Source organism: Bradyrhizobium iriomotense (genome assembly GCF_030160715.1).
Classification (GTDB): domain Bacteria; phylum Pseudomonadota; class Alphaproteobacteria; order Rhizobiales; family Xanthobacteraceae; genus Bradyrhizobium; species Bradyrhizobium iriomotense.
In genome coordinates, this window is the sequence record NZ_BSOW01000012.1 from 174,894 (window position 1) to 201,060 (window position 26,167).

The window sequence follows — 26,167 nt, forward strand, 5'->3', positions numbered from 1 at the left end:
GGAGGGATCGATGGCGAAAACGCATGTGACCATGAAGGTGAACGGCGCCGAGGTCGAAGGCCTCGTCGAGCCGCGGACGCTGCTGGTGCATTTCATCCGCGAGAGCCTCGGGATGACCGGCACCCATATCGGCTGCGAGACCACGCATTGCGGCGCCTGCACCGTCGATATCGACGGCATGTCGGTGAAGTCCTGCACCATGTTTGCTGTCCAAGCCCAAGGCAGCGACATCACCACGGTCGAGGGCATGGCCAACGCCGACGGCTCGCTGTCGGCCTTGCAGGAAGGCTTTCGCATGATGCACGGCCTGCAATGCGGTTTCTGCACGCCCGGCATGATCATGCGGGCGCACCGCTTGCTGAAAGAGAATCCCTCGCCATCCGAAGAGGAGATCCGCATGGGCATCTCCGGCAACATCTGCCGCTGCACCGGCTACCAGAACATCGTGAGGGCGATTCAATACGCCGCTGCCAAGCTCAACGGCATCGAATTCAAGGAGGCCGCGGAATGAACGACCTAACTCCCACGCGGGAACAACGCACCGCCGCACTCGAAGGCCTGGGCTGCAAGCGCAAGCGCGTCGAGGACATCCGCTTCACCCAAGGCAAGGGCAATTACGTCGACGACGTCAAGCTGCCGGGCATGCTGCACGGCGACTTCGTGCGCTCGCCGCATGCGCATGCGCGCGTCAAATCCATCAATTCGGAGGAGGCGCTGAAAGTCCCCGGCGTGCTCGCGGTGATCACGGCAGAGACGCTGAAGACGGTGAACCTTGCCTGGATGCCGACGCTCGCCGGCGACGTGCAGATGGTTTTGGCCGACGGCAAGGTACTCTTCCAGAACCAGGAGGTTGCCTTCGTGGTCGCGACCGACCGCTATGCCGCCGACGACGGCGTCAACAAGGTGGTTGTTGAGTACGAACCCTTGCAGCCGCTGGTCGATCCCTTCAAGTCGATGGCGCCGGATGCGCCTGTCCTGCGCGAGGACCTCGCCGGAAAGACGACCGGGGCTCATGGTCCGCGCAAGCATCACAACCATATCTTCGAATGGACGGTCGGCGACAAGGATCTCACCGACGCGGCCTTCCGCAAGGCTGAGGTGACGATCAAGGAGATGATCTCCTATCACCGGACCCATCCGTCGCCGCTCGAGACCTGCCAGTGCGTCTGCTCGTTCGACAAGATCAAGGGCGAGCTGACGATCTGGGGCACGTTCCAGGCTCCGCACGTGATCCGTACCGTGGTGTCGCTGATCGCGAAATTGCCGGAGCAGAAGATCCATGTGATCTCGCCAGACATCGGCGGCGGATTTGGCAACAAGGTCGGCGCCTATCCTGGTTATATCTGTGCCGCCGTCGCCTCCATCGTCACCGGCAAGCCGGTGAAATGGGTCGAAGATCGCATCGAGAACCTGACCGCGACCTCGTTCGCACGCGACTATCACATGACGACGGAGATCGCGGCGACCAAGGACGGCAAGGTTACTGGCCTGCGCGTCCACGTGCTCGCCGATCACGGCGCGTTCGATGCCTGCGCCGATCCGTCGAAATGGCCGGCGGGATTCTTCAACATCGTCACCGGCTCCTATGATTTCCCGACGGCGCATCTGGCGGTGGACGGCGTCTACACCAACAAGGCGCCGGGCGGCGTCGCCTATCGCTGCTCGTTCCGCGTCACCGAGGCGGCCTATTGCATCGAGCGCGCCATGGACATTTTGGCGCAGAAGCTCGGGATGGATCCAGCGGAGCTGCGGTTGAAGAACTTCATCAAGCCGGAGCAGTTTCCCTATCATTCGGCATTAGGCTGGGAATACGATTCCGGCGACTACCACACTGCCATGCGCAAGATGATGGAGACGACGGGCTACGCTGCGCTTCGCAAGGAGCAGGCGGAGAAGCGCGCGGCCTTCAAGCGCGGCGAGACCCGCGAGGTCATGGGCTTGGGCGTCTCCTTCTTCACCGAGATCGTCGGCGCCGGCCCGTCGAAGAACTGCGACATCCTCGGTATTGCGATGTTCGATTCCTGCGAGATCCGCATGCATCCGACCGGTGCCGGCATCGCGCGCATGGGAACCAAGAGCCAGGGCCAGGGCCATGAGACCACCTGGGCCCAGATCATCGCGACCGAGATCGGCATTCCCGCCGACAATATCCAGGTCGAGGAGGGCAACACCGACACCGCGCCTTACGGGCTCGGCACCTACGGCTCGCGCTCCACACCGGTCGCGGGCGCCGCGATCGCCATGGCTGCGCGGAAGATCAAGGCCAAGGCGCAGATGATCGCGGCCTACAAGCTCGAGGTCCATGAGGACGATCTCGAATGGGACATCGACGGCTTCCGCGTCAAGGGCCTGCCGGAGAAGTTCATGTCGATGAAGGATATCTGCTGGGCGGCGTACAACTCCGTGCCGCCGGGCATGGAGCCGGGACTGGAGGCGGTCAGCTACTACGACCCGCCCAACATGACCTATCCGTTCGGCGCCTATCTCTGCGTGATGGACATCGACGTCGATACCGGCGTCTACAAGGTCCGGCGCTTCTACGCGCTCGATGATTGCGGCACCCGCATCAACCCGATGATCATCGAGGGCCAGGTGCATGGCGGCCTCACCGAGGCCTTCGCGATCGCGATGGGGCAGGAGATCCGCTACGACGACACCGGCAACGTCGTCACCGGCTCGTTCATGGATTTCTTCATGCCGACCGCGGTCGAAACGCCGCATTGGGAGACCGACTTCACCGTCACCCCGTCGCCGCATCACCCCATAGGCGCCAAGGGCGTCGGCGAGAGCCCGAATGTCGGCGGCGTGCCGGCCTTCTCCAACGCCGTCAACGACGCGTTCGCGTTCCTGGGCGCGACGCACATCCAGATGCCGCACGATTACTGGCGCAATTGGAAGGCGGCGAAGACGTTGGGCGCGGTTGCGTAGCGATGAAGGGCCGCGACGAGATCGCGCAAGCGCTGGCCGCGTCGGGCTACATCGCCGACGCGGAGCTCGCGACCGCGATCTCGCTGATGCAATTGTTGCGGCGTCCGCTGCTGCTGGAAGGCGAGGCGGGCGTCGGCAAGACCGAAGTGGCGAAGGCGCTCGCCAAAGTGCATGTGACCGAGCTGATCCGCCTGCAATGCTATGAGGGCCTCGACCAGTCCTCCGCGCTCTATGAATGGAACTACCAGCGCCAATTGCTGGCGATCCAGGCGCATCGCGGCACCGACAGTATCGAGGACCAGATCTTCTCGGAGAAATACCTGCTGGAGCGCCCCCTGCTCGCCGCAATCCGCCGCGCGCAGGCGCCGGTGCTGCTGATCGACGAGATCGACCGCGCCGACGACGAATTCGAGGCGTTCTTGCTGGAGCTGTTGTCCGACTTCCAGGTCTCGATCCCCGAGCTCGGGACCATCCCGGCGATCACCATCCCGCAGGTGGTGCTGACCTCGAACGGCACGCGCGAGCTCTCCGATGCGTTGCGCCGGCGCTGCCTCTATCACTATGTCGACTATCCCGACGTCGATCGCGAGACCCGCATCATCCTGGCGCGGATTGTGGGCGCAAGCCCGTCGCTGTCGCTCCAGATCGCGCGCATGGTCGAGGGCGTCCGCAAGGAGGAATTGCGGAAAGTGCCTGGCGTCGCGGAGACGCTGGACTGGGCGGCCGCGCTGGTCGGCCTCGACATCCGCGATCTCCATGATGCACCGGAGACCGTGCATGAGACGCTGATTTGCCTGTTGAAGACGCATGAGGACCGCGCACGCGTCACACCTGAGGTGACGCAGCGCCTGCTCGGGAGGGTCGCATGAGCTGTTGCGGCGCGAGCCCCGATTTCGACGATCTCAACGCGGTCTCAAGACTTATCTCCGCAAGGCTGGCAGCTTTCCTGCGCACCTTGCGCGACGCCGGATTCCGGATCGGGCTCGCCGAGGGACAGGATGCGGCGACGCTGATGTCGGCGGGCTATGCCGCACGTCCCAGCCTCCTGCGTTCAGCGTTCAAGCATCTGTTTTCGGCACGCAAGTCGGACTGGGACAAGTTCGACGGCCTGTTCGACGCATTCTGGGTCGGCAGGCGCGTACGCTCGCGCTCGCGGACGGCCGGCTTGGCGCAAGGCGCGAGCAGCCCGTCGCTCAAGGGCTTGCAGGATGGGGCGACAGAGCCGGGCGGCAAGCAAGCGCTGGCCGACCAGATCCCGTCATCCGACGATGCGCCAGATCGGCGCGGCGGCGAGGGACGGATGGAAGGTGCCTCGCGCGCCGAGAATCTTGCCGAGGTCGACTTCCGCAAGCTCAGCGATCCCGACCAGATCGCGCAGGCCCACGAAGCCGCGGCGCAGCTCGCAAGGGTGATGCGCACGCGGCTGACGCGGCGCGATCTTGCCCGGCGGTGCGGCTACAGGCTCGATCTCCGCCGCACCATCCATCGCAACATCAGCCATGGCGGCGTGCCGATCAGCCTGGTGAAGCGGCAGCGCAAAGACAAGCCGCTGCGGCTTATCGTTCTGCTCGATGCGTCCGGCTCGATGAGCGCCTACACGTCGGTGTTCCTGCGCTTCATCCACGGTGTGCTCGACGAATTCCACGAGGCCGAGGCGTTTCTGTTCCACACGCGCCTCGCTTACGTCTCGGACGCGCTGAAGGAGAAGGATGCCGGCCGCGCGCTCGACCGCCTCTCGATCATGGCGCAGGGCGCGGGTGGCGGCACGAAGATCGGCGAGAGCCTGCAAAGCTTCAATCGCTGGCATGCGCAGCGCGTGATCCATTCGCGCAGCTGCGTGATGATCGTGTCCGACGGCTATGAGACCGGCGATGCTGCACTGCTCGGTCAGGAGATGGCGGCGCTGTCGCGGCGTTGCCGGCGCATCGTCTGGCTCAATCCGATGATGGCATGGGCGGGCTACGCGCCGGAGGCGAGGGGCATCAAGGCCGCGCTGCCTTATGTCGATCTCTATGCGCCCGCCAATACGTTGCAAAGCTTGCGTGCGCTCGAGCCCTATCTGGCGAAGCTCTGACGGAGGCGCCAATGACGACCCAGGTGGAAGTGCTGGATCTCGTTGCGCAGATGAAGACCGCCGAGCGCGCCTTCGTGCTTGCCACCGTGGTGCGCACCGTATCGGTCACGGCGGCGAAAGCCGGCGCGAAGGCGATCATCGCGGCCGACGGCCGCATCGTCGCGGGCTGGATCGGCGGCGGCTGCGCCCGCGGCGCGGTGCTGAAGGCGGCGCGCGAGGCGCTCGCCGACGGCGTGCCGCGGATGGTCTCGGTGCAGCCGGAGAATCTGCTCGCCGAGCTCGGCGTCAGCGCGGGCGAGAGCCGCGACGGCATCCGCTTTGCCAGCAACATGTGCCCAAGCAAGGGCACCATGGACATTTTCGTCGAGCCGGTGCTGCCGCATCCCTCGCTCGTCGTGCTCGGCGCGAGCCCGGTTGCGCTGTCGCTCGCGGCGCAGGCGCGCACCCTCGGTTTTCACGTCACGCTCGCGGCGCCATCGGCCGATCTCGCATCGCAGCCCGAGGCGGACACGCTCATCGACGGCTACAGCTTGGGCGAACTGACGGAGACAAAACGCTTCGTCGTGGTCTCGACGCAGGGCAAGGGCGACGAGGCCGCGTTGCGCGCCGCGGTCGCCGTTGAGGCCGTCTATCACGCTTTCGTCGGCAGCCGCCGCAAGATGGCGGCGCTGCGCGCAAAACTGATCGCGGAGGGCATCGATGCCACCGCGATCGATCGCGTCAAGGCGCCGGCTGGGCTCGATCTCGGCGCCATCACGCCGGAGGAGATCGCGATGTCGATCCTTGCCGAGATCACCCAAGCGCGCCGCCGCGGCCAGCGTGCGGCCACCTCGCCCACGGACAAGGAGAAGATCGACCATGCAGATGACCGACAGCCAGCGCATTCCCGCATCCCGTGACAAGGTCTGGGCGGCGCTCAACGATCCCGATGTGCTGAAGCAGTGCATCCCCGGTTGTCAGTCGCTCGAGGTCACAGGTCCAAACGAGATGACCGTGACCGTCGTCTTCAGGGTCGGCCCGGTGAAGGCGACCTTCGGCGGCAAGGTGACGCTGTCCGATCTTCGACCACCGAACAGCTATCGCATTTCGGGTGAAGGCTCCGGCGGTGTCGCCGGCTTCGCCAAGGGCGGCGCCGTGGTGCGGCTGGAATCGGACGGCGCGGACAGCACCGTGCTCCATTATGATGTCGACGCCCAGATCGGCGGCAAGCTCGCCCAGCTCGGCGCGCGGCTGATCAACTCCACGGCGACGAAGCTCGCCGGCGAATTCTTCAAGTCGTTTGCCGCAGTGGTTGGTGCGAAGGCGGAGGCTGGTTAGAACTTTATAAGATTCTGCCTTCAGCCCAGGGATACGCCTGCCTTGGCGCGGCTTATTCCAAGCGTCAGGATGCGATGCAGGAGGTCCGGATAATTGAGGCCGTCGTGTTGAGCTGCGGTGGCAAACTCCTGGCTCTTCGCGATTTCGGGATTGGGATTTGCTTCGATGAAATACGGAGTGCCGTCGGCCGAGAGACGAAAATCGATGCGCGCGTATCCATCGAGTCCAAGCGCCCGGTAGATGCGTTTTGCAGCTCGCTGAATGCGAGCGGTCATTTCAGGCGTCAGATCTTTCGCTGGTCCGTCGACAATTCCGACGCGCTCCTGATAGTCGGGATCGTGTTTGGCTTTTTCGGTGGCGATGTGCCGTGATCTGCGCCCGCCCATGCTGCCGAATTTTAGTTCCCAAACCGGCAGAACGCGCAGCCGATTGTTGCCGAGCACGCCGACATAAAGCTCTCGTCCCTCGATAAATTGCTCGGCGATGGCGGCAGATTCGATCCGATCGTGGATGAAGGCGACCCGCTCTGCGAGCTTCTCGTCCGTATCGACGATCGACGCCTGCGAGATGCCAAAGGAGCCGTCCAGGTTCAGGCTTTTGACGATCAGCGGCAGCGCAAGATGCGCTGGCCGTTTGACCTTGCGGCGCATCGGGAAAACTGCGAAGGCCGGCACCGCGATCCGGCGATGATGCACCAGCGTCTTGGACAGGTCCTTGCCGCGCGCCAGGATCAGGCCACGCGGATTGCACCCGGTGTACGGGACCTTCATCAGTTCGAGGTAGCTCGCAATATGCTGGTCATACGCGACGTTATAGTGGAACTCCTCGAGCAACGTGAAAACCACGTGCGGCTTGAAGTCTTCGATCGCGTCGCGGACCGGCTTGATTTCCTCCTGCGCGCCGAGTGGGCGAACCTCATGGCCGGCCGCGCGCAAGGTGCTCACCACGTCGTATTCTGTTTTCCAGGCGTTGATTTCGTGCGCGGTGTATCCTTCGGTCGAGTCCGGAGGCATGAAATCCGGATGCATGAGCACGAGAATACGGAGGCGTCTCATAGCGCGATCCATTTTCGACGCGACGGGCCGAACAGCGCGTGCATGGTCTTGGCGGTCACGAGGACGGTGAAGTCGAGGACGAGCTTCTGTTCAGGGCCCACGGCGCGCAGATCGAGTTCACGACAGCGGGAGATCATGTCGTCAAGCACGGCATCGAGCGTAAGTTGGTTCTCGCCCGTCCATCGTGCGACCAGCTGCCTGATCTTGGCGCGGTGCCGCCTGATCAAGACTGCAGCCGGCTTTGACCGTCGATGTCGTGGATCGGCCGAAAAGAGCCTGGATAGATCGCGGTCGTAGGTCTTCGGCGGCGTGAAGGCGTAGAACGCCTGCTTCTTCCTATAGTGGTCTTCGAGCGTCTGGCTGAGATCACGCAGCGGATCGACACGCTCTCGCGTCGTGATCAGCGGTCGCTTGCCCGCAATCTCGCCCATCAGCTCGTCAACATATTCGAGCTTTCTCAGCGCTGGCCAACCGGCATATCGCGTGCGCCAGTTTGAACGCGGCCGCAGCCACACCGCGAAAGTTTCGGCGAAGTCTTCATCCGGATGGCTCTGCGCGTACCAGAGCCGAAGATGCTGGACGTAACGCCTGCTGGCCGGATTGGGCCGGTAGTAGCGCGGATAGTGTTTCGACGACGGCCCGAAGAGCTGCTGCCAGCGCCGGCGGCGCTGCAGCTGGTAGCCGTGCTGTACGGCATGGCCTGCCTCGTGACGGAGGATGGCCATGCACTCGCGCCAGGTTCCGCCCTCGACGTCGAACATCATCCTCTTCTCAAGCTTCATCAAACGGGGATGGGCGAGATAGAATGGGATGGCGATGCCGGGCACATCTGCCGGACTAAACCATTCGCTCGATATCCAGGTGTGCGGCCGCAGCCTGATACCCCGTTCTTCGAGCTCTTCGTGGAGAGTGCTGACACAATCCTCGAGCCACGTGCCTTCGACTGTAACCCTGAGGCTGCCGAGGCGTTGCTCGAGCAACTGCTCATCCGACAGCTTTTCCCAGGCAAATTTCCGGCGTGGCATCAGGCATCCAGTAGGCAGCGATGACTCGGTATCTGGATGATGTCATGGGCCGCATCCGGCAACAACCGGTCTTCGAGGCGTGCTGCGGCGCGCGTGAAGAGGTGAACACGGCGCATTGCGCTCGCGCCCTTTGCCGAGGTCGTCAGCGCCGAGGCCGGGGCGGACATCTGACTCAGGCGATCGGTTGCTCCGGCTTGAGCAGCCGGTAATGCAGCCGCGCGTAGCCGCCGAGCCATCTGACGGCGGCATTGAGTCCAAGCAGCAGCAATGCACCGAAGCCCGCGCCCGTGGTCACCAGCACGATCCCCGCCGCCGCTCGCAACGCGAGCTCGACGATCCGTCCGTCGCCCGCATGCTTGTAGAGGCTGATCAGCAATCCGATGCCGACGATCCCGAGGACCAGCATCACGAAGGCGATCACGAGCAGGACCAGCATGACGACGAGCAGCAATGGCAGGAGCAGGATGACATCGACCACGGCGAGGCCGCCCAGCGCCAGCAGCGCGGCCGTGGAGTTTTGCAGGGAATGATGATTTTCCCACCGGCGAAGCCCCGTCTCGGCGCGCAGCTCGCGCGCCAGCCGCCGCGGATCGCCGAGCGCTTCCGCAACCTCCCCCTCGGGTCGGCCGGAGGCGCGGGCCTCGTCGAAATGGGCGGCGTAGTCGTCGAGGATGTCATCGATATCGTCTCGGGGAAGCCCGGCGAGACCGTCGCGGAGGATACGGAGAAAGTCGGCACGCTTCATCTGGTGTCTCCGAGCAACTCGTTGACGGCGTCCGCGAATGTGCGCCACTCGCGCTTCTGTGCGGTGAAGGCCGCGCGACCCGCCGGCGTCAGCCGGTAGTATTTTCGCGGCGGCCCGCTGCTGGACTCGGCGAGGCGGGTGTCGACGAGCCCGTCATCCTGCATGCGTCGCATCAGCGGATAGATCGTGCCTTCGCCCATGCCGACGCCGGCCGCGAGCGTCGAGGCGATCTCATAGGCATAGCTCTCGCGGCGCGCGAGCAGCGCGAGCACGCAGAGTTCGAGCGCGCCCTTCTTCAGCTGAATTTGATTCGCGGAGTCTGCCATTCCTCCACTTGACTACACCGCCTTGAAGTGAACTTATATAGCAAGGTACTATGTATTGCAAGGTACCTGTTAATACGTAGCTCTTAGGAGACGTAGCCATGATCCATCTCAATCGCCGTCATGTGTTGGCTGCCCTCGGTGCCGGCCTGGTTGCTCCTCGTTATGCGCTTGCGGCTCAGGCGTCCGACGTCGTGGCGCAGCGTCTTGCCGACGTCGAGCAGAGCGGCAAGGTGTTCGGTCTCCACGCGCTGTTGGTGAGCCAGGGCGGCAAGCTCGTGTTTGAGCACTATGGCCGGGGTGAGGATGAGAGACTGGGGCGACCGGTCGGCAACGTCGTGTTCGGTCCGGACGTGCTGCACGACCTGCGCTCGGTCTCCAAGAGCGTGGTCGGTCTCGCTTATGGCGTTGCGCTTGCGGCCGGCAAGGTGCCACCGCCCGAGGCCAAGCTCTATGAGCAGTTTCCGGAGTACGCTGACCTCGCCAAGCAGCCTGGCCGTGACCGGATCACGATGCACCACGTGCTCTCCATGACGCTCGGCTTTGAATGGGACGAGCTCACGATTCCCTATGGCCAGCCCGGCAACAGCGAAGGCGCGATGGAGGCGGCACCGGACCGCTATCGCTTCATCCTCGGTCTCCCGATTATCGGCGAGCCCGGCGTGAAATGGACCTATTGCGGCGCCGCCACCGCGCTGCTCGGCCGCCTGATCGCGAAGGGCACTGGTGAAGCGTTGCCGGCCTATTGCCGTCGCGTATTGTTCGATCCGCTCGGCTTCGGCCCGTCCGAGTGGAACGTCGGCAGGGATGGCGAGCCGCGCGCCGCCTCGGGCCTGCGCCTGCTGCCGCGCGACCTCGTCAAGATCGGGCAGCTCATGCTCGCAGGTGGCACCTGGAACGGAACGTCCGTCGTTCCCGCCGATTGGGTGAAACGCGTGACCACGCCCGTGGTCCCGACCAGCGCCGTCCGCAACTACGGCTATCACTGGTACATGGGCGACTACAATGCAGCTCAGCGCCAGCCTTTGCATTGGTTCGGTGGTGTTGGCTGGGGTGGCCAGATTCTCACGGTCATTCCCGCGCGCGATCTCGTCCTGGTGATCCACTGCGGGAACTATCCAAAGCCAGGCGCCGAACAGTTTGGCGTGATCCGCACCATCATGGGCGATGTCGTGCTGCCGAGTTTTGCGTAGACGAGAAAGCGCAGGAGCATCGGAGGGCTCTCATGCGCCGGGTTTTATGCGTCCTCACGGCGATGATCGTCTTTGGAGCAGCGGCCGCACTTTGTCAGGCGCCGCAGGCCGGCACGACCACGATCACGTTTCAATCGTCGACCTACAGCGACTTTCGTCAGCTGCTGATGCGGGAGGCTCCGAACGGAACGGTGACCATTCGGGCGCGTCTAGATTTTCCGGATGAAGCCAGGGATCGCTATCCCGCAGTCATCGTCGTCCATACGATCAGCGGCTATCGTGACGCCAATGAAGGCTATGCCGCCGCCGAATTGCGCAAGGCAGGTTTCGCCACATTGACCTACGACAGCTTTGCTGCGCGCGGGACGACGGGAGCCGCTCTATCGGGGTCGCCCGCCTATCTGCCCGCTGGCGTTGCGGATGCCTACGCCGCGCTGCGGCGGCTCGCGAGCGAGCCCAGGATCGACGCCGATCGAATTGCCATCGTGGGTTTCTCATATGGCGGTGAGATGGCTCATCTGACGGCCTTTGAGCGGCTTCGTTCGGCGCTCAATCCCGGACCAGGCCGCTTTGCCGCGCACGTTGCCTTCTATCCCGCCGGAAATTACGGCGTGATCGCCGAAAGCGGTGCCTATACCGGGTCGCCGGTGCTGATGTTGCTTGGCGAAAAAGACGACAATCTGCCCGTGGCAAAGATCGAGAGCTATCTGGCCTACGCCCGAGCTGCCGGCAATCCGGCGCCGATCGAAACCGTCATCTACCGGGAAGCCCACCACGCGTGGACCGTTCCCAGCCTGGTGACGTTGCGCTTCTACCCCGACTACGTCAGCACCAAAAAGTGTCCGCTCATCCTGCTCGGATCAAGAGGGCCGGCCTTCCTCATCGATGGTCAAGCAAAGCCGTTCGAGCCAGGCTTCCTCGGGGCCTGCATGAGCGAGGCTCCCGGATATTCGATGGTTTTCGATGCCGCGGTTCGGGAGCAATCGATCAGCGATGCGGTGCAGTTTCTTCGGCAAAAGCTCCAGCCTTAAAGCGCGGGATCGCTGGCAAAGCGAACTATTCCGCTTCGCCCGCGAAAGCAGGGAGGAGAAGCGAAGACTAGTCGAACAGGCTCGAGACCGACTCTTCCGCCGCCGTGCGAGCGATCGCGTCCGAGATCAGGCTGGCGATCGGCAGCGTGCGGATGTTCGGCGCCTTGATCACCGCATCCGTCGGCAGGATCGAGTCGGTGATCACGAGCTCTTTCAGCTTCGAGTTGGTGATGCGTGCGGCTGCGCCGCCGGAGAGGACGCCATGCGTGATGTAGGCGTAGACATCTTTGGCGCCCTTGGCGAGCAGCGCATCGGCCGCGTTCACCAGCGTGCCTCCGGAATCGACGATGTCGTCAATCAGGATGCAGGTGTGGCCGGAGACGTCGCCGATGACGTTCATGACCTCGGACTCGCCCGGACGCTCGCGGCGCTTGTCGACGATCGCGAGCGGCGTGTTGATGCGCTTGGCGAGGCCGCGCGCACGCGCCACGCCGCCGACGTCCGGCGAGATCACCATCACCTTGGAGAGGTCGAACTTCTCCTTGATGTCGCGCACCATCAGCGGCGCGGCATAGAGGTTGTCGGTCGGAATGTCGAAGAAGCCCTGGATCTGGCCGGCATGCAGATCGAGCGTCATGACGCGGTCGACGCCGGCCTGCGTGATCAGATTGGCGACGAGTTTTGCAGAGATCGGCGTACGCGAACCCGACTTACGGTCCTGCCGGGCGTAGCCGAAATAGGGCAGCACCGCGGTGATGCGGCGCGCCGACGACCGGCGCAGCGCGTCGGTGATGATCAGCAATTCCATCAGATGGTCGTTCGCCGGGAACGAGGTCGACTGGATGATGAAGGCGTCCGAGCCGCGGACGTTCTCCTGGATCTCGACGAAGATCTCCATGTCGGCGAAGCGCCGGACGACCGCTTTCGTCAAAGGAAGGTCCAGGCCTTGCGCAATGGCTTGCGCGAGGGCCGGATTGGAGTTGCCGGCGACAAGCTTGATGGAGCCGTTCTTGGCCGACATGGACGCTTCCTCCCGCGCTTTGCTGGATACGACGTTCAACATCCCTGATACCCACGGAGCACGGTTACGACGACGGGCAGGGGAATATCAGGCAGAAGGCGCCGCTGGCAACCCGTGAAGCTACGATATCCCGTCGAAAATCCTGAATCTGGTCAACGCTTTGGCAGAGGGGCAGGCCAAGGATCAGGCCAGGGATCGAGCAAGGATCTCGTCGTGGTTATCGATCCGTGTAGCCGAGCGCCGCGGCAGGCATCTCCGGTGCGGGCGGGCCCGGCAGCACGCTCGCCACCGCAGGTCCCCGCAAGGCGGGAGGATCCGCCGGCATTCCGTTGATCATATTGGAAAGTCCGCTGAATCCGGCCTGCGCGATCTTCCTCAGGACCAGATCGTCGGCGGCCGACCAGGGGTCGCGGCCGCCCTTGGCGGCCGGTTCCTCGCCCGACAGGCGCAGCGCCCGCTGCTGGTTGGCGTCATAGACGTCCCAGACCCAGGCGATCATGGTCTTGCCGCGGACGACCTGTGCGGAGAGGTAGCTGCGCACGCGATAGGCAGCCTGGCCCTCGCGGGACACGATGGAGAGGCTGCGCAGCTTTGATTCGCTGTCGAGCACCCCGACCATGCGATCGAACACCTGCGGCGGCGGCCCGTCGATGGATTCGAAGGCCACCGTCGTCCCGCTGCCGCCGCTCGGCGGCGCCATCGCATAGGAGTTGCTCGCTGCACCGCCACCGGCGCAGCCGCCAAGCGCACACGATGCCGCTAGCAGCACGGCTGCCAGCACGCGCGTGCCCGCGCGGCGCAAGAATGATGACGCTTCCCTCATTATGGAGGGCAGCGATATCGTTAAAATGCATTAAGGTCTAGGGCAGCGGAGCCACAGATGTCAGGCATTCCGGGGCTCGCGAAGGCACGCGTTGCTATTGTGTTCACGCTTCGAGCGCGATCGCGTGGATGTGACGGCCGTAGTCCGGCTCCTTGCGGTGCACCGAGCGGCGGTAGCTGAAGAAACGCTCGTCGGCATAGGTGTCGAGACCGAGGTCGTCGATCATCAGAATGCCGGCGGTTTCCAACCGCATGCGGATGAAGCCCGCGAGATCGAACATCGCATGGCCCTCGCGCACCGAGGGAACGAAGAACACGGCGTTGTCTGCATCCGCTTCGATGAAGCGCGCGACGAACTCGTTGCCGACCTCATAGCTTTCCTGACGGATCAGAGGGCCGATCGCGGCGATGATGCGGCCGCGCTCGGCTCCTAACTTTTCCATCGCGTCGATGGTCGACTCCAGCACGCCCGTCAGCGCGCCCTTCCAGCCGGCATGCGCGCCGCCGATCACCCGCGCGTTCGGGTCGACGAACAGCACCGGTCCGCAATCGGCAGTGGAGACGCCGAGCGCGAGGCCGGGCGTGCGGGTGACGAGCGCATCGCCCTTCGGCCGCGGGCCGCTTGGCCAGGCGCCGTCGGCGACGAGCACGTCGGGCGAGTGGATCTGGTGCAGGCTGATGAAATGCTCAGGCCGGACGCCGACATGCTCGGCCATGCGGCGGCGGTTCTCGGCGACGTGGGCCGGATCGTCATTGGAGCCGAGCCCGCCGTTGAGCGCGGCATAGATGCCGCTGGAGACGCCGCCCTCGCGGGTGAAGAAGGCGTGGCGCAGGCCGGGCACGGCCGAGAGCAGCGAGGAGCCGAGAGTCATGACGCGTCGTCACCTTCCTCAACATGGTCGCTTAGGGCCGCGAGCGAGGTGAGCCGCGGCTCGGAGATGGCAAGCACCTTGAACATCGAGCCCATGCCGCCGCGGCCGGTATCGGTCAGCCGCTTCAGCGCCGCGGCGATGTCGGTGGCGACCTCTGGCGTCGCCTTCTGCATCAACGCGGCCGCCCGAGTGTCGACGCCGAGGCGCTTCAAGAACTCGCCCTGCGTCACCGGGCCATGGACGCGGGCGCCGACGTCCTCGGCGGCGCGCGAAAGCGCCTGGAAGTCGACATGGGCGGTGACGTCGGCCTGGCCCGGCGCCTTCAGCGGATCGGCAAAGGTGTGGCGGGCGATCGCCTGAAAGGTGTCGCCGGCATCGCTGCGCAAATGACCGTAGTCGATGATCAGCGCTGCGCCATCCTGATCGCGCACGCGGGCAGCGAGTTTCATGATCTCTGCATCCGGCCGCCATTCGAACACGGCGCCGATGGGCGCCGCCCGCACCAAGGGCGGCAGCAGCACGTCGAAGCGCGGAGTCGGATCAGCGGCGGCGCCGAATTGAAGCTTGCCGTTCGCATCGATGTCGACGACGCGCTCGTGCCAGCCGTTCTCGCGCTTCACCATCTGGTGGATCGGCAGCACGTCGAAATATTCGTTGGCGAGGATGATCGAGGGGCCTTCGGGCACGTCGTCGATCGTGTCGTGCCAGGTGATATTGCGCACGCTCGACAGCGTCGTCTTCTGACGCTCGCGCAGCACCGGGTTGACATCGACCATGTGGACCTGGAGCGCCTGGTAGAGCGGCGGCAGCACCCGCAGCGCGCGCAGCGCGTCCGCCATCATGGTGCCGCGGCCGGGCCCGAGCTCGATCAGACGCAACAGAGGCGGCGAGCCCATGTGCTTCCACACCGATGCCGTCCATAACCCCAGAAGCTCGCCGAACATCTGGCTGACTTCCGGCGCGGTGGTGAAGTCGCCTTCACGCCCGAGCGGATCGCGTGAGATGTAGTAGCCGTGACGCGGATGCATCAGGCACAGCTCCATGTACCTCCACACCGGCATCGGGCCGGAGGATTTGATCAGCGCCTTGATCTCGTTCAGCAGCGGCGAGTCGGTCACAGCCTGTCTTCTCGAAATGAATTAACGAATGGCCTGAAGCGGTTTGGGTGCACCGCGCCGCACTGCAAATACAATAAGTATGGTGCCGACAATAAGCATGGGGATCGACAAGAGCATGCCCATGGTTAACCCGCCCCACAAAAATCCGAGCTGCGCGTCCGGCTCGCGAAAATGCTCGCCGATGATCCGGGTGAGGCCATAGATCAGGATGAAGCTGCCGAGGATCATCCCCGGCCGCTTCAAGGCGCCGAGGCGGATCATCACCGCGAGCACGATGAACAGCAAAATGCCTTCCATGCCGGCTTCATAGAGCTGGCTCGGATGGCGCGGGACGTTGCCGCCGGTCGGAAAGATCATCGCCCAGGGCAGGCTCGGATCGGCGGCGCGGCCCCACAGCTCGCCATTGATGAAATTGGCGAGCCGCCCCAGGAACAGGCCGATCGGTCCCACAGCGGTCGTGATGTCGCCGAGCGACAGGATCGAGATGCCGTTCCGGCGCGCAAACCACATCACTGCGACGACGCAGCCCAGGAAGCCGCCATGGAAGGACATGCCGCCTTCCCACAATCTGAAGATCGCCGAGGGGTGCTCGATGAAGAAGGGCAGGTTGTAGAACAACACATAGCCGGTGCGGCCGCCCAGGATGATGCCGAGCGTGACCCAGAGAATGAAATCGTCGAGCTGGACCAGCGAGATCGGCGCCGGTCCGCTCCACAGCCTGTCGGTCTTGACCAGCGAGCGGGCGTAGATCCAGCCGAGCACGATCCCGCCGATATAGGCGAGCGCATACCAGCGGATGGCGAACGGCCCGATCGCAATCGCGATCGGGTCGAAGGAAGGGAAGTTGATCAGAAGAAACGGCATCGCGCCTTGGTTCTAGACAAGATTGCGGCGATAGAGCGCCAGCAGGCGCTCCCAGTGCCGCTCGGCGGCGTCGCGGTGATAGACCGGGCGCTTGGGGAAGGCGAAGCCGTGATGGGTGCCGGGATAGATCTCGACCTCGGCCTTGGCGCCTTTCACGCTCTCAGTCAATTTGTCGATGATCTCGGCCGGCGCGTAGATGTCGGTCTCGGCACAGGCGAAATAGAGCTCGGCCTTGGTCTTGCTCGCCGCGAGATGCGGGCTGTCGGCTTGGTCGGTGACGAGATGCGTGCCGTAGATCGAGGCGGCGGCCTTCACACGATCGGCAAAATGCGTGGCAGCGTTGACGGCGTAGCGGCCGCTCATGCAATAGCCGACGGTGCCGACCAGCTTGGTGTTGGCGGCCGCCTGGCCCTCGGCATAGCCGAGCAGCGCGCGCGTATCGTCCATGATCAGGGGAATGTTGATCGAGCCCATCAGCTCGTACATCCGCTTGCGTTCCGGCGCATTCGGGTCGGGCGGCACCGGCCCGATCTCCATCACGCCGGAGCGGTAATAGAGGTTCGGCAGCATCACGTAGTAGCCGGACGTTGCCAGCCGGCGCGCCATGTCGCGCAGCTCCTCGCGGATCGCCGGGGCATCCATATAGAAGATGATGACGGGAAACGGGCCGCCGCGCTCGGGATGGGTGATGAAGGTGGTGGTCGAGCCGTCCTTGGTCGGGATCTCGATCTGCTGGTCGATCATGGTCTCGCGCTTTGCTTTCTGATTCTTATTATGCCCAGCCGATCAATACGATGGCAAGGAAACCAGAGCATGACAAGGACGGCTCAGGCGCGCGCACGGGCCTTGATCGGCGGTGTCAGGATCGCCATTGTCTTCCCGAGCATACGTTTGCGCAAAGGCATCCGGAGATCGCCATGACACAGACCACCAACCGGTTTTTCGACGAGATCGGACGCCTCATGAATGACGCTGCCGGCGCCGCCCAGGGCGTCAAGCGCGAGTTCGACACCGTCATGCGCACCCAGGCCGAGAAATTCCTGCGCGACATGGACCTCGTGAAGCGCGAGGAGTTCGAGGCGGTCAAGGACATGGCGCGCCTCGCCCGCGAGGAGAACGAGGCCCTGAAAACCCGGATCGCGGCGCTGGAGGCCAAGCTCGGCAGTGCGCCCAATCCGACCAGCTGACGGGAACGCCCGTAGCCCGGCGGGCATCCATTCTCCTTGTCATTTCCGCAGCTTCCGGCTAAAAGCCCGCCACGTCCGCGGCCCCCGCACCCCTGGAGGCTTGCTGCGGCGAAACCATGGGCCGCCTTGCGGCCCATTAACTTTTGCAAAAACAAGGACTTAACGTTATGGCGACCGTCAAGGAATTGAAGGCGACCGCACGTCCGAAGAGCGGCAAGGGGGCCGCCCGGGCTGAGCGTCGCGCCGGGAGAGTGCCCGGAGTGATCTATGGTAACAACCAGCCCCCGCTCCCGATCTCGGTTGACGATCGCGAACTGCGCCAGCGCATCCTCGCCGGCCGGTTCCTGACCACCCTTGTCGACATCGACCTCGAAGGCAAGAAGCACCGCGTGATTCCGCGCGACTTCCACCTCGATCCGGTCAAGGACTTCCCGATCCATGTCGACTTCATGCGGCTCGGCCAAGGCGCCACCATCCGCATCAGCGTGCCCCTGCACATCGTGAAGGCGGAAACCTCCCCGGGCGTGAAGCGCGGCGGCACCGTCAACATCGTCGCGCACGCGATCGAGCTCGAGTGCTCGGTCGAGAACATCCCGCAATTCATCGAGGCGGATGTCGGCCAGCTCGAAATCGGTTACTCGCTGCATCTGTCTGACGTGAAGTTGCCGACCGGCGTCAAGGCGCTGACGCGCGAGGACGCAACGCTCGTCACCATCGTGCCGCCCTCGGGCTACGCGGAAGAGCAGAAGGCGGCGGCTGCGGCTGCAGCAGGTGCGGCTGCTCCGGGCGCTGCGCCCGCGGCGGCGGCTCCGGCGGCTGGTGCGGCGGCTCCCGCAGCGGGTGCTGCTCCGGCAGCGGCTGCCAAGGCTCCGGCCGGCGGCGACAAGAAGAAGTAATCTCTCAAGGCGCTGGCGCGCGGCTTCTGACCGCGCGCCAAGCGAGGGGCGCGCCGCGTCATGCGACTCTTTGTTGGGCTCGGCAATCCCGGCGCGAGATACGCACGCAACCGGCACAATGTCGGCTTCATGGCCGTCGACGAGATCGCGCGGCGTCATGGTTTCGCGCCATGGCGCCGTCGCTTTCAGGGCGAGACCTCCGAAGGCACGCTGGGGACTGAGCGCGTCATCCTGCTCAAGCCAACGACCTACATGAACGAGTCGGGCCGGAGCGTTCAGGAAGCCTCCAGCTTCTTCAAGATCGCGCCCGGCGACGTCACCGTGTTCCAGGACGAGCTCGAGCTGCCGCCGGGCAAGGTGCGGGTGAAGATCGGCGGCGGGATCGCCGGGCATAACGGCCTGCGTTCGATCTCCGCGCATATCGGCAACGAGTATCGCCGGGTGCGGCTCGGCATCGGTCATCCCGGCGTCAAGGAACTGGTGCACGGCCACGTGCTGTCGGACTTCGCCAAGGCCGACGACGAATGGGTGAGGACGCTCTGCGACGCGGTCGCCGAGCACGCCGCATTGCTCGCCAAGGGCACGGACGCGACCTTCGCCAACAGGGTGCATCTCGCCATGCAGGCAAAGGGATTTTTGACCAAGGACGACAACGGCAAAGAGTAATGCTCGTCATCGCAGCCTGCGGATGACGGGCAGGGATGTGTAGGGTGGGTTAGCCCTGCGGTTGCGCGAAGCGCAGTCCGCTCGGCGTAACCCACCACGTTGCGACAAAGAATGGTGGGTTACGCTTCGCTAACCCACCCTACGCACTGCGTCAGAGGACACGATGGGATTCAAATGCGGGATTGTCGGGTTGCCCAATGTCGGCAAGTCGACCTTGTTCAATGCGCTGACGGAGACGGCGGCTGCGCAAGCGGCGAACTATCCGTTCTGCACCATCGAGCCGAATGTCGGCGAGGTCGCGGTGCCGGATCCGCGGCTCGACAAGCTGTCGGCGATCGCGAAATCGGCGCAGATCATCCCGACGCGTCTGACCTTCGTCGATATCGCAGGCCTCGTGCGCGGCGCGTCCAAGGGCGAGGGTCTCGGCAACCAGTTCTTGGCCAACATCCGCGAAGTCGATGCGATCGCGCATGTCGTGCGCTGCTTTGAAGACTCCGACATTACCCATGTCGAGGGCAAGATCGCGCCGCTCGCCGACATCGAGACCATCGAGACCGAGCTGATGCTCGCCGATCTCGACAGCCTCGAGAAGCGCGTCGACAACCTCTCCAAGAAGGCCAAGGGCAACGACAAGGACGCCAAGGAGCAGCTCGACCTTGTCAACCGCACGCTCGTGCTGCTGCGCGACGGTAAGCCCGCGCGCCTCGTCGAGCGCAAGGCGGAGGAGGAGCGCGCCTTTTCGATGCTCGGCCTGTTGTCGTCGAAGCCGGTGCTCTATGTCTGCAACGTCGAGGAAGGTTCGGCCGCCACCGGCAACTCCTTCTCCAAGGCGGTCGAGGAGCAGGCCGCGAAGGAGGGCGCCGTCGCCGTCGTGATCTCCGCCAAGATCGAATCCGAGATCGCGACGCTGTCGCGCGAAGAGCGCGTCGACTTCCTGGAGACCCTGGGCCTCGAAGAAGCCGGCCTCGATCGCCTGATCCGGGCCGGCTACACACTGCTCGACCTCATCACCTATTTCACGGTGGGGCCGAAGGAGGCGCGTGCCTGGACCATCCATCGCGGCACCAAGGCACCCGCGGCGGCCGGCGTCATCCACACCGATTTCGAAAAGGGTTTCATCCGCGCCGAGACCATCGCCTATGAGGACTATGTCGCCCTCAACGGCGAAGCCGGCGCCCGCGATGCCGGCAAGCTGCGCCTCGAAGGCAAGGAGTACACCGTCGCCGACGGCGACGTGATGCATTTCAGGTTTAATACGTAACGAGCTTTCGTGCCCCGGACGCAGCGCAGCGCTCTTGCGGTGCGCTGCAGAGCCGGGGCCCAAACTCCTCTATTGTGGATGCATGGGTCCCGGCTCTGCGTCGCGTCATTTCATGCCGCGCCGCATCCGGGACACGAGGGTTTCACCGCATCCCGCCCTGGTCGCGGATGGCGCCGAGATGCTCGTTGATGCGGAACACGATCAGGATGAACTCCGCGACGATGCGCGAGAACACGATGCCGACAACGACACTTGCGATCGAATAGAGCACAACCAAAAATCCGGCGAACGGGCTGATCGCCATCGCTGCGAGCCCTGAGAAGATGCCGGAGATGCCGAACAGGCAGATCAGCGCGATCACCAGCCAGTAGAAGGTCTTGATGATGGTCGGCGTGATGAAGCGGTCCCACTGAAATAGGTCGCTGAATGTGAACATTCTCTCTCCCCCGGCAAATCGAACCTGACCCGCGTCAATCCGACTCAACCGAATGTAGCACGAGCCATGCGGGTGGGCGGGTTGAGATTGCCGCAAAGTGCGGCCACAATCTGTCATTCCCGTTTGTATCACCAAGATGACCCTGACCTTCGAAGACTTTCCCCCCGGCCGTCTCGGCACGTTCGGCCCTCGCCATGTCAGCCGCGACGAGATCTTGGCCTTTGCCGCCGAGTTCGATCCGCAGCCGATGCACCTCGACGAGGAGGCTGCGAGCAAGAGCATGCTCAAGGGCCTGTCCGGCTCGGGCTGGCATCTCTGCTCGCTGATGATGCGGATGATGGCGGACGGCTTCATCACCCGCGCCGCCTCGCTCGGCTCGCCCGGCGTTGACGAGGTGCGCTGGCTCTCTCCTTTGAGGCCCGGCGATGAACTGACCCTCGACGTCGACGTGGTGGAGGCGCGCGCCTCGAAGAGCCGGCCCGAGCTCGGCATCGTCAAGTTCAAATGCACCGCGCGCAACGCGCGAGGCGAGGCGCTCTGCGAGATGACCTCGCCGATCCTGATCAAGCGGCGCGAAGGGACTTAAGTGATGCGCTTCTTCGAGGACATATCGATCGGCCTGCGCCGCGAGATCGGCTCCTACACGTTCACCGCAGAAGCCATCAAGACGTTCGCCGCGAAGTTCGATCCGCAGCGCTTCCATCTCGACGAGGAGGAGGGCAAGAACTCGCTGTTCGGCGGACTCGCTGCGTCCGGCTGGCATGTCGGCTCCGCCTGCATGAGCCTGCTCGTCGCCGACGGCCAGCGCCTTGCGAAGGAAGCTGCTGCACGCGGCGAGACAATTGCGGTGTGGGGTCCGTCACCAGGCTTTCGCGACCTGCGCTGGATCAAGCCGGTGCTCGCGGGTGATACCGTGAGCTTCGTCAGCGAAGTCACCGACAAGCGTGTGTCCTCGTCACGCCCCGGCTGGGGCATCTTGCAGGGCCGGACCACCGGCACCAACCAGCGCGGCGAGCAAGTGTATTCGATCACCTCGACCGCCTTCGTGCCGATGCGCGGGCAGGGTGGTTAGACCGGTTCCAATCTGAACGGCCAAAATGCACGGCAAGTGTTGCCCGCGCGCTATGGACGGGACTGGCGCCCGCTGCCATAAGCCTCGCCATGCGGTTCGTCGCGAAGCATTTCGCGGAACCATTGATTTGCTAACCAATTGTGAACCTGTCGCTGTCTATTTGAACCAACGGGATAGAGGACAGGGGACGAGGACCATGGCAGACCGCGGCGCACTCAAGCTGGTCGGATTCATCTTCGCCACCGCAACGCTCGCGGTGATGCTGATTGCTGCCATGGTGGTGCGGGGCTATGCCGACGGCGGCTATACGCAGGAAGCCTCGACCGTCGCGGCAGATCGCTAACCGTTCATTAACCTATCACATCGCCGGCGCGAGGCGAGCCGCTCAGCGGCTGTAGACCAGCGCGAGGATCGCGATCGCGACCACCAGCAGTCCGACAAAGCGGATCATGATCGTGACGAACTGCGTCGGTGCGGGGCGCAGCGGAATGGGGTCCGTGTTCTCGGGCCGAATGCTTTCCATCTGAAACTGTCCCCTGCCAAGGCCCGCGAATGCGGCCGGCGCTAGGCTTTAGTCGCGGGAAGGCGGTGGAAAGTTCAAATCGATTGCCAGAATCAAAACCGCCGCGCTCCCCCAGGGAACGCGGCGGTCAAGACGTTGCAGAGTGCGATCAGCTGTTGCGCAGGCCGTCGGCGGCGCGCTTCCACTGCGCGACGTTGTCGGCGATCATTCGGGTCGACTTCATCGCGGCCTGGCTGAGCTGGGCGTAGCCGGAGATCTCGCGCTGGACGCGCTGGCCCTCGGCATGCAGCAGATCACGCAGGCTCTCGAGCTCGGAGATCAGGTTCTCGATCTCGGCAAGCGAAGTGCCGGCGACGCGCTGGATCAGCGAGTTGACGTTGGTGACGGTGGCCTCCGCGTTCGAATCGAGTGCCGGCTCGTTGCCCGCGGCCGGACGGCGCAGATAGGCGATGTCGTTACGCACGAAGTCGCGGATGCCGGCCTCGACCTCCGTGACCGCGGCGAGGCTGCTGTCGGCGACCTCGGTCTCAGTTGATTCAATCTTTTCCGAACGACCTGCGTTCATCGTTATTCCCCTGTTCGCGTTGAGCGCAGCGCGAGTGTCCCCCGCACGACGACGTCTGTAAGGCCCGTGCATCAGGGCGCCAGATTTTGACCGCATAGGGGCCAAGATGCGGCAAGGATCGACCATTCGGCGGCTTTGCCGTGGCCGGGTAACTACAATTTTGCTCTATCGGCTCAGCGGGGGAAGGAGCGAGTCGCCGGATGACTCACCAGCTCTTCTTGAACCCTGCCGTCAGGCTCTTGTTCGTGGTGCCCTGCGCGGTCTCGCCGACGGAGCCGGAGACGGTGACGTTGTCGAACAGCTTCTGCTCGGCGCCGAACTTGCGCAGCCATTTTTCGTCAGTGGTCGACATGGTTTGGCCGGCGACGATGCTCGTGCCGGTCTCGCCGAAGGTGACCTTGGCGGACTGGTCGGTCTCGTAATTGCGGGTGGTGCGGCCGGCGATGCCGGGGATCGGCGTCGTGCCCTGCTGGTTGACGCTGTAGCCGTTCTGGAGCGTCAGCGAACGATCGTCCGACAGCGGCACCGATTTGCTGAGCGAGGCGCCGAGCTTGCTGTTCTCGGCGCCGGGATCGACGCGGGCTTCCACCGCGGTCTTGTCCCAGATCGAGCCCGCGCCCGGCGCGGTCGCCGTCGCCCAGGCGCTGCCGGAGGATTGCGGCACGCTGCCGCCATTGGCGGCCTTCTCGGCCAGGAGCTCGGACATCGTGGTGGGCTCGCGCGCCACCGTCATGTCGGCGCCGACCTGGGTGTCCCAGAACGGGGTGACCGATTGCTTCACCGTCACCGCCGATGTGCCATTGGCGCGCCGGTCGTTCGACCAGTTAAGTCCGCCATCGGCCGCCGCCTGCGCGCGCTTCTTCGCTGCCATCAGCTCGTTGAGCGTGGTGGCGTCGACGTTGAGCTGGGTCCAGTCGAGCTTGTCGACGTCGATCCCCTTGAGCACGTCGGGATCGTTGACATCCGCCGCTTCCTCGGCCTCTTCCGGCGCGGCCGCGGCAGGAGCGGGCTGCATCGGCACGATCTGCGCCGGCGTTACCGTCACGGACGTCAACATCACCGCGGCCGCCAGCATCGGCAGCCTGGTCCAGCCAAACCCTGTCGAGAATTCCATCGTCCTGCCCGCAAGCCCGGCGCATGATCTGGAAAACTGTGCGGGGTTTTCCGGCACGATCATGCGTCAAATCATTCCACGTCCACGATGCGGAGATAACGTCGCAAAATTGTGGCGGCAAGTCCTGGATGAAAGGTCACATCAACGTGCGAACCAACGGGCCGCGCGAATGGCGCGCCCGGCGACAATGTCCGCGCAAAGCGACCCGGCGGGGCTGGTGGCCGGATGTGCGCGCGCGTCGCCGGGCCCGGGAGAGACGGGACCCGTTGGTGCCCTCACCCCACCCGGCTCATCTTCGGCAGATGAATGGGACGGCCGAGCGCCTGCTCGACGAGGTCGAAAGTGTCGACCAGCACGCGCATGTTGAGCAGCCGGCCGGCCTTGAATTGGGCGAATTGCGCCACCCGCAGTGAAATCGGCTTGTCGGAATCGAGCGCCGTCAGCGAATAGCGCAGCATGGACGAGGCGGAATCCACGCCCAGCAAGATGGTCTCGCGGTCGAAGCGGCGGACGCGGAAATTGTCCGCGATCTGGCGGATGACGTCGAGCACGGCGTCCTTGCCCTGGCGGGCGCCGAGGAACGGAAACATGTCGATGGGGCCATAGATCGCCCAGTCGACGTCGTCGTCGATCAGGGTCTTGAGATCCTCAAACTGCCGGTCGTTGATCGCGCTGTGCAACGCGCGCGAGAAACGCCAGAGGCTGTGCTCTGTCATTTGGGTCGTTCCCGAGACTGGATTGCAAAAAACGAAAAACAACCCCATGCACACTCAGCGCCGCGGGGTTGCGGAATTCATTAGTACGCAAACAAATAGGTGCTTTTCGTCCGAATGCAATTCACAATTTTGCAATACGCAAGTGAGCGCGCTTTGTGAAATTTACAATAGAACCCCGTAATTTACCGGTCGGGCCGAGCGACGGGTTCCCGTTCGACGGCGATCGCGTCGTCGCGCGTCGCCAGCAGGCCGAACAGCACCGCCCCGGCGATCCCGCCGACCCCGGCCCCCAGGGGCATGAAGGTGAAGAACACCAGCATGCCGCTATAGCCCTCGAAATTCGTGGTCTTGAAGATTTCGACCCAGGCGAGCCCGGCCCCGATGCCGAGCGCAGCCCCGGCCAGCGACCCCAGAAACAGCCCTAAAACGGCAAGCAACGCGATTTTCATCGGCTCGCATTCAGTTAGTCGGCGTCCACAACGCCCCGAGATGGGTCTGGGGACGAGGGAGGGAGGTTCAATCCTGTTCACCTCTCGCCGCTTGCGGCGCGTCCACACATTCCGAAGTCGTCCTGGCGAAAGCCAGGACGACTCTGAGGAGATAGCCGGCCGGACAACCGCCGCCGTTGCAAGCTGCCAGCGTATTGCGGCACGGCGAGGAAGGCGTAGCCCCGCTATCCCTCCACGGGCGCACCTACGATCAGCGGGCCGATCTCGCGCTCGAGCACCTGCTGCACGAGGTCGTAGGAATCGATGATCTCGCGGATCTCCGACACCAGCCCGTCGCGCAGCGTATAGAACACGGCCATGTCGACCTGTACGATGCGCGCGTTGGTTCGTTTCCTGAAGAAGGTGCGCAAATAGGTCGCGACCCGATCGCCCTCGACGACGATATGCGCCGGCTCGTGGCGGATCTCCGAGTAGCGCGACAACACGGTCTGCCAGAGTTTTCGCAGCTCGGCCTTGCCGTGCCGCGGCACCAGGTGCGGCAGCACGTCGATCGGCGCATGAGTGAGGAAGTCGACGTCGTCGGTGCAGCACGCCAGCGCCGCATCGAGATCGCCGCGCGCAAAAGTGTCGAGAAGATGCAGCACCCGCTGCCTGTTCAGACTCTCAACCGTCATGCTCCGCCGCCCCCATTGGCCCGCGCATTGCAAACGTTATCGCGGCCTGCCTGATCTCAGCAATCCGCAAAAACACCGAGGATTGCAGGACTTTCGACGCGACGGCGCAATACCAGGTTCATGGCATGCAATTGTTGATTGTGTGACTATTTTCCTGCGCGGATTCGTGCGCGGAACACAGATCAGCCGATGGCGCAGCAGGCCTGTCGATGGCGCGAGC

At 64.2% G+C, this 26,167-nt stretch carries 32 protein-coding genes; 15 read left to right on the top strand and 17 right to left on the bottom strand.

Annotated features, from left to right (window positions below):
• Positions 1–10 precede the first annotated feature (10 nt).
• The 6 genes from QQL28_RS18735 to QQL28_RS18760 are packed head-to-tail and all read left to right on the top strand — an operon-like array spanning position 11 to position 6,319.
• On the top strand, positions 11–511 hold the full coding sequence (locus tag QQL28_RS18735) for a (2Fe-2S)-binding protein (RefSeq protein WP_284267578.1): 501 nt from the start codon (positions 11–13) through the stop codon (positions 509–511).
• A complete protein-coding gene (locus QQL28_RS18740; protein WP_284267579.1) occupies positions 508–2,928 on the top strand; it encodes an aerobic carbon-monoxide dehydrogenase large subunit in 2,421 nt (806 codons plus the stop codon). Before QQL28_RS18735 ends, QQL28_RS18740 begins: the two co-directional genes overlap by 4 nt.
• A 2-nt stretch (positions 2,929–2,930) precedes the next feature.
• A complete protein-coding gene (locus QQL28_RS18745) occupies positions 2,931–3,797 on the top strand; it encodes an AAA family ATPase (protein WP_284267581.1) in 867 nt (288 codons plus the stop codon).
• On the top strand, positions 3,794–5,002 hold the full coding sequence (locus QQL28_RS18750; RefSeq protein WP_284267583.1) for a vWA domain-containing protein: 1,209 nt from the start codon (positions 3,794–3,796) through the stop codon (positions 5,000–5,002). The genes QQL28_RS18745 and QQL28_RS18750 overlap by 4 nt, the downstream gene beginning before the upstream one ends.
• 11 nt (positions 5,003–5,013) lie before the next feature.
• The gene (locus QQL28_RS18755) at positions 5,014–5,901 is read left to right on the top strand and encodes an XdhC family protein (protein ID WP_284267585.1); all 888 of its coding nucleotides are present in this window, start codon (positions 5,014–5,016) and stop codon (positions 5,899–5,901) included.
• Positions 5,861–6,319, top strand: coding sequence for an SRPBCC family protein (locus tag QQL28_RS18760; protein WP_284267588.1), 459 nt, complete (start codon positions 5,861–5,863; stop codon positions 6,317–6,319). The genes QQL28_RS18755 and QQL28_RS18760 overlap by 41 nt, the downstream gene beginning before the upstream one ends.
• Before the next feature lie 20 nt (positions 6,320–6,339).
• Here the strand turns inward: QQL28_RS18760 and QQL28_RS18765 are convergent, their stop codons facing one another.
• From QQL28_RS18765 to QQL28_RS18780, 4 genes are all read right to left on the bottom strand, one after another.
• Complete coding sequence (locus tag QQL28_RS18765) at positions 6,340–7,374, bottom strand: D-alanine--D-alanine ligase family protein (protein ID WP_284267590.1); 1,035 nt, start codon at positions 7,372–7,374, stop codon at positions 6,340–6,342.
• Entirely contained in the window at positions 7,371–8,399 is a 1,029-nt protein-coding gene (locus QQL28_RS18770; protein ID WP_284267592.1) for a putative zinc-binding metallopeptidase, read from the bottom strand. Before QQL28_RS18770 ends, QQL28_RS18765 begins: the two co-directional genes overlap by 4 nt.
• Positions 8,400–8,571: 172 nt before the next feature.
• Entirely contained in the window at positions 8,572–9,144 is a 573-nt protein-coding gene (locus tag QQL28_RS18775) for a DUF1700 domain-containing protein (RefSeq protein WP_284267594.1), read from the bottom strand.
• Positions 9,141–9,470 carry a PadR family transcriptional regulator gene (locus tag QQL28_RS18780; protein ID WP_284267596.1) on the bottom strand — a complete coding sequence of 110 codons (330 nt, stop codon included), beginning with the start codon at positions 9,468–9,470 and terminating at the stop codon, positions 9,141–9,143. The genes QQL28_RS18775 and QQL28_RS18780 overlap by 4 nt, the downstream gene beginning before the upstream one ends.
• Before the next feature lie 98 nt (positions 9,471–9,568).
• Here QQL28_RS18780 and QQL28_RS18785 point away from each other — a divergent pair, with 98 nt between their 5' ends.
• Together QQL28_RS18785 and QQL28_RS18790 are read left to right on the top strand one after the other, a co-directional pair.
• The gene (locus tag QQL28_RS18785) at positions 9,569–10,660 is read left to right on the top strand and encodes a serine hydrolase domain-containing protein (RefSeq protein WP_284267598.1); all 1,092 of its coding nucleotides are present in this window, start codon (positions 9,569–9,571) and stop codon (positions 10,658–10,660) included.
• A 32-nt stretch (positions 10,661–10,692) separates the two neighbouring features.
• Positions 10,693–11,691: a dienelactone hydrolase family protein gene (locus QQL28_RS18790; protein WP_284267600.1), complete on the top strand. Its 999-nt coding sequence runs from the start codon at positions 10,693–10,695 to the stop codon at positions 11,689–11,691.
• Positions 11,692–11,758: 67 nt separating this feature from the next.
• Here the strand turns inward: QQL28_RS18790 and QQL28_RS18795 are convergent, their stop codons facing one another.
• From QQL28_RS18795 to QQL28_RS18820, 6 genes are all read right to left on the bottom strand, one after another.
• Positions 11,759–12,712, bottom strand: coding sequence for a ribose-phosphate pyrophosphokinase (locus tag QQL28_RS18795; protein WP_284267602.1), 954 nt, complete (start codon positions 12,710–12,712; stop codon positions 11,759–11,761).
• A 217-nt stretch (positions 12,713–12,929) separates the two neighbouring features.
• Positions 12,930–13,535, bottom strand: coding sequence for a hypothetical protein (locus tag QQL28_RS18800; protein WP_284267604.1), 606 nt, complete (start codon positions 13,533–13,535; stop codon positions 12,930–12,932).
• Between the two features lie 103 nt (positions 13,536–13,638).
• Positions 13,639–14,406, bottom strand: a complete 768-nt coding sequence (gene pgeF / locus QQL28_RS18805) for a peptidoglycan editing factor PgeF (protein ID WP_284267605.1) — start codon at positions 14,404–14,406, stop codon at positions 13,639–13,641.
• Complete coding sequence (locus QQL28_RS18810) at positions 14,403–15,524, bottom strand: class I SAM-dependent methyltransferase (RefSeq protein ID WP_284267607.1); 1,122 nt, start codon at positions 15,522–15,524, stop codon at positions 14,403–14,405. The genes pgeF and QQL28_RS18810 overlap by 4 nt, the downstream gene beginning before the upstream one ends.
• Positions 15,525–15,545: 21 nt before the next feature.
• Positions 15,546–16,388, bottom strand: coding sequence for a prolipoprotein diacylglyceryl transferase (gene lgt, locus QQL28_RS18815; RefSeq protein ID WP_284267608.1), 843 nt, complete (start codon positions 16,386–16,388; stop codon positions 15,546–15,548).
• A 12-nt stretch (positions 16,389–16,400) separates the two neighbouring features.
• Positions 16,401–17,132, bottom strand: coding sequence for a dienelactone hydrolase family protein (locus tag QQL28_RS18820; RefSeq protein ID WP_284267609.1), 732 nt, complete (start codon positions 17,130–17,132; stop codon positions 16,401–16,403).
• A gap of 173 nt (positions 17,133–17,305) precedes the next feature.
• On the opposite strand from QQL28_RS18820, the gene QQL28_RS18825 reads away from it, so the two are divergent.
• The 4 genes from QQL28_RS18825 (at position 17,306) to ychF (ending at position 20,398) form a co-directional block, all read left to right on the top strand.
• Positions 17,306–17,575: an accessory factor UbiK family protein gene (locus QQL28_RS18825; protein ID WP_284267610.1), complete on the top strand. Its 270-nt coding sequence runs from the start codon at positions 17,306–17,308 to the stop codon at positions 17,573–17,575.
• Positions 17,576–17,742: 167 nt separating this feature from the next.
• On the top strand, positions 17,743–18,471 hold the full coding sequence (locus QQL28_RS18830; RefSeq protein WP_284267611.1) for a 50S ribosomal protein L25/general stress protein Ctc: 729 nt from the start codon (positions 17,743–17,745) through the stop codon (positions 18,469–18,471).
• Between the two features lie 60 nt (positions 18,472–18,531).
• On the top strand, positions 18,532–19,137 hold the full coding sequence (pth, locus tag QQL28_RS18835) for an aminoacyl-tRNA hydrolase (RefSeq protein ID WP_284267612.1): 606 nt from the start codon (positions 18,532–18,534) through the stop codon (positions 19,135–19,137).
• Between the two features lie 163 nt (positions 19,138–19,300).
• Positions 19,301–20,398 carry a redox-regulated ATPase YchF gene (ychF, locus tag QQL28_RS18840; protein ID WP_284267614.1) on the top strand — a complete coding sequence of 366 codons (1,098 nt, stop codon included), beginning with the start codon at positions 19,301–19,303 and terminating at the stop codon, positions 20,396–20,398.
• A 142-nt stretch (positions 20,399–20,540) separates the two neighbouring features.
• Here ychF and QQL28_RS18845 read toward each other — a convergent pair whose 3' ends face one another.
• The gene (locus QQL28_RS18845; protein WP_284267615.1) at positions 20,541–20,834 is read right to left on the bottom strand and encodes a DUF4282 domain-containing protein; all 294 of its coding nucleotides are present in this window, start codon (positions 20,832–20,834) and stop codon (positions 20,541–20,543) included.
• A gap of 136 nt (positions 20,835–20,970) precedes the next feature.
• Between QQL28_RS18845 and QQL28_RS18850 the strand changes: the two genes are divergently transcribed.
• From QQL28_RS18850 to QQL28_RS18860, 3 genes are all read left to right on the top strand, one after another.
• Positions 20,971–21,420 (top strand): MaoC family dehydratase, encoded by a 450-nt coding sequence (locus tag QQL28_RS18850; RefSeq protein WP_284267617.1) that lies wholly within the window; start codon positions 20,971–20,973, stop codon positions 21,418–21,420.
• Positions 21,421–21,423: 3 nt separating this feature from the next.
• Positions 21,424–21,906: a MaoC family dehydratase gene (locus QQL28_RS18855; RefSeq protein WP_284267620.1), complete on the top strand. Its 483-nt coding sequence runs from the start codon at positions 21,424–21,426 to the stop codon at positions 21,904–21,906.
• Positions 21,907–22,102: 196 nt separating this feature from the next.
• Entirely contained in the window at positions 22,103–22,249 is a 147-nt protein-coding gene (locus QQL28_RS18860; protein ID WP_284267622.1) for a hypothetical protein, read from the top strand.
• A gap of 42 nt (positions 22,250–22,291) precedes the next feature.
• On the opposite strand, the gene QQL28_RS18865 is transcribed toward QQL28_RS18860, so the two are convergent.
• From QQL28_RS18865 to QQL28_RS18890, 6 genes are all read right to left on the bottom strand, one after another.
• A complete protein-coding gene (locus QQL28_RS18865) occupies positions 22,292–22,429 on the bottom strand; it encodes a hypothetical protein (RefSeq protein ID WP_284267624.1) in 138 nt (45 codons plus the stop codon).
• A gap of 148 nt (positions 22,430–22,577) precedes the next feature.
• The gene (locus QQL28_RS18870; protein WP_284267626.1) at positions 22,578–22,994 is read right to left on the bottom strand and encodes a hypothetical protein; all 417 of its coding nucleotides are present in this window, start codon (positions 22,992–22,994) and stop codon (positions 22,578–22,580) included.
• A gap of 205 nt (positions 22,995–23,199) precedes the next feature.
• Positions 23,200–24,108, bottom strand: a complete 909-nt coding sequence (locus QQL28_RS18875; RefSeq protein ID WP_284267701.1) for a hypothetical protein — start codon at positions 24,106–24,108, stop codon at positions 23,200–23,202.
• Positions 24,109–24,383: 275 nt separating this feature from the next.
• Complete coding sequence (locus QQL28_RS18880) at positions 24,384–24,824, bottom strand: nuclear transport factor 2 family protein (RefSeq protein WP_284267628.1); 441 nt, start codon at positions 24,822–24,824, stop codon at positions 24,384–24,386.
• A gap of 182 nt (positions 24,825–25,006) precedes the next feature.
• Positions 25,007–25,273: a hypothetical protein gene (locus tag QQL28_RS18885; RefSeq protein WP_284267629.1), complete on the bottom strand. Its 267-nt coding sequence runs from the start codon at positions 25,271–25,273 to the stop codon at positions 25,007–25,009.
• Between the two features lie 224 nt (positions 25,274–25,497).
• Complete coding sequence (locus QQL28_RS18890; protein ID WP_284267630.1) at positions 25,498–25,947, bottom strand: nuclear transport factor 2 family protein; 450 nt, start codon at positions 25,945–25,947, stop codon at positions 25,498–25,500.
• Positions 25,948–26,167: the final 220 nt, after the last annotated feature.

Coding starts and splice junctions, on each gene's coding strand:
- QQL28_RS18825 (WP_284267610.1), top strand. CDS start 17,306: ATGACACAGACCACCAACCGGTTTTTCGACGAGATCGGACGCCTCATG.
- pth (WP_284267612.1), top strand. CDS start 18,532: ATGCGACTCTTTGTTGGGCTCGGCAATCCCGGCGCGAGATACGCACGC.
- QQL28_RS18745 (WP_284267581.1), top strand. CDS start 2,931: ATGAAGGGCCGCGACGAGATCGCGCAAGCGCTGGCCGCGTCGGGCTAC.
- pgeF (WP_284267605.1), bottom strand. CDS start 14,406: ATGACTCTCGGCTCCTCGCTGCTCTCGGCCGTGCCCGGCCTGCGCCAC.
- QQL28_RS18875 (WP_284267701.1), bottom strand. CDS start 24,108: ATGGAATTCTCGACAGGGTTTGGCTGGACCAGGCTGCCGATGCTGGCG.
- lgt (WP_284267608.1), bottom strand. CDS start 16,388: ATGCCGTTTCTTCTGATCAACTTCCCTTCCTTCGACCCGATCGCGATT.
- QQL28_RS18770 (WP_284267592.1), bottom strand. CDS start 8,399: ATGCCACGCCGGAAATTTGCCTGGGAAAAGCTGTCGGATGAGCAGTTG.
- QQL28_RS18785 (WP_284267598.1), top strand. CDS start 9,569: ATGATCCATCTCAATCGCCGTCATGTGTTGGCTGCCCTCGGTGCCGGC.
- QQL28_RS18795 (WP_284267602.1), bottom strand. CDS start 12,712: ATGTCGGCCAAGAACGGCTCCATCAAGCTTGTCGCCGGCAACTCCAAT.
- QQL28_RS18860 (WP_284267622.1), top strand. CDS start 22,103: ATGGCAGACCGCGGCGCACTCAAGCTGGTCGGATTCATCTTCGCCACC.
- QQL28_RS18775 (WP_284267594.1), bottom strand. CDS start 9,144: ATGAAGCGTGCCGACTTTCTCCGTATCCTCCGCGACGGTCTCGCCGGG.
- QQL28_RS18850 (WP_284267617.1), top strand. CDS start 20,971: ATGACCCTGACCTTCGAAGACTTTCCCCCCGGCCGTCTCGGCACGTTC.
- QQL28_RS18765 (WP_284267590.1), bottom strand. CDS start 7,374: ATGAGACGCCTCCGTATTCTCGTGCTCATGCATCCGGATTTCATGCCT.
- QQL28_RS18750 (WP_284267583.1), top strand. CDS start 3,794: ATGAGCTGTTGCGGCGCGAGCCCCGATTTCGACGATCTCAACGCGGTC.
- QQL28_RS18780 (WP_284267596.1), bottom strand. CDS start 9,470: ATGGCAGACTCCGCGAATCAAATTCAGCTGAAGAAGGGCGCGCTCGAA.
- QQL28_RS18760 (WP_284267588.1), top strand. CDS start 5,861: ATGCAGATGACCGACAGCCAGCGCATTCCCGCATCCCGTGACAAGGTC.
- ychF (WP_284267614.1), top strand. CDS start 19,301: ATGGGATTCAAATGCGGGATTGTCGGGTTGCCCAATGTCGGCAAGTCG.
- QQL28_RS18755 (WP_284267585.1), top strand. CDS start 5,014: ATGACGACCCAGGTGGAAGTGCTGGATCTCGTTGCGCAGATGAAGACC.
- QQL28_RS18820 (WP_284267609.1), bottom strand. CDS start 17,132: ATGATCGACCAGCAGATCGAGATCCCGACCAAGGACGGCTCGACCACC.
- QQL28_RS18800 (WP_284267604.1), bottom strand. CDS start 13,535: ATGAGGGAAGCGTCATCATTCTTGCGCCGCGCGGGCACGCGCGTGCTG.
- QQL28_RS18830 (WP_284267611.1), top strand. CDS start 17,743: ATGGCGACCGTCAAGGAATTGAAGGCGACCGCACGTCCGAAGAGCGGC.
- QQL28_RS18885 (WP_284267629.1), bottom strand. CDS start 25,273: ATGAAAATCGCGTTGCTTGCCGTTTTAGGGCTGTTTCTGGGGTCGCTG.
- QQL28_RS18845 (WP_284267615.1), bottom strand. CDS start 20,834: ATGTTCACATTCAGCGACCTATTTCAGTGGGACCGCTTCATCACGCCG.
- QQL28_RS18890 (WP_284267630.1), bottom strand. CDS start 25,947: ATGACGGTTGAGAGTCTGAACAGGCAGCGGGTGCTGCATCTTCTCGAC.
- QQL28_RS18735 (WP_284267578.1), top strand. CDS start 11: ATGGCGAAAACGCATGTGACCATGAAGGTGAACGGCGCCGAGGTCGAA.
- QQL28_RS18855 (WP_284267620.1), top strand. CDS start 21,424: ATGCGCTTCTTCGAGGACATATCGATCGGCCTGCGCCGCGAGATCGGC.
- QQL28_RS18870 (WP_284267626.1), bottom strand. CDS start 22,994: ATGAACGCAGGTCGTTCGGAAAAGATTGAATCAACTGAGACCGAGGTC.
- QQL28_RS18740 (WP_284267579.1), top strand. CDS start 508: ATGAACGACCTAACTCCCACGCGGGAACAACGCACCGCCGCACTCGAA.
- QQL28_RS18790 (WP_284267600.1), top strand. CDS start 10,693: ATGCGCCGGGTTTTATGCGTCCTCACGGCGATGATCGTCTTTGGAGCA.
- QQL28_RS18880 (WP_284267628.1), bottom strand. CDS start 24,824: ATGACAGAGCACAGCCTCTGGCGTTTCTCGCGCGCGTTGCACAGCGCG.
- QQL28_RS18865 (WP_284267624.1), bottom strand. CDS start 22,429: ATGGAAAGCATTCGGCCCGAGAACACGGACCCCATTCCGCTGCGCCCC.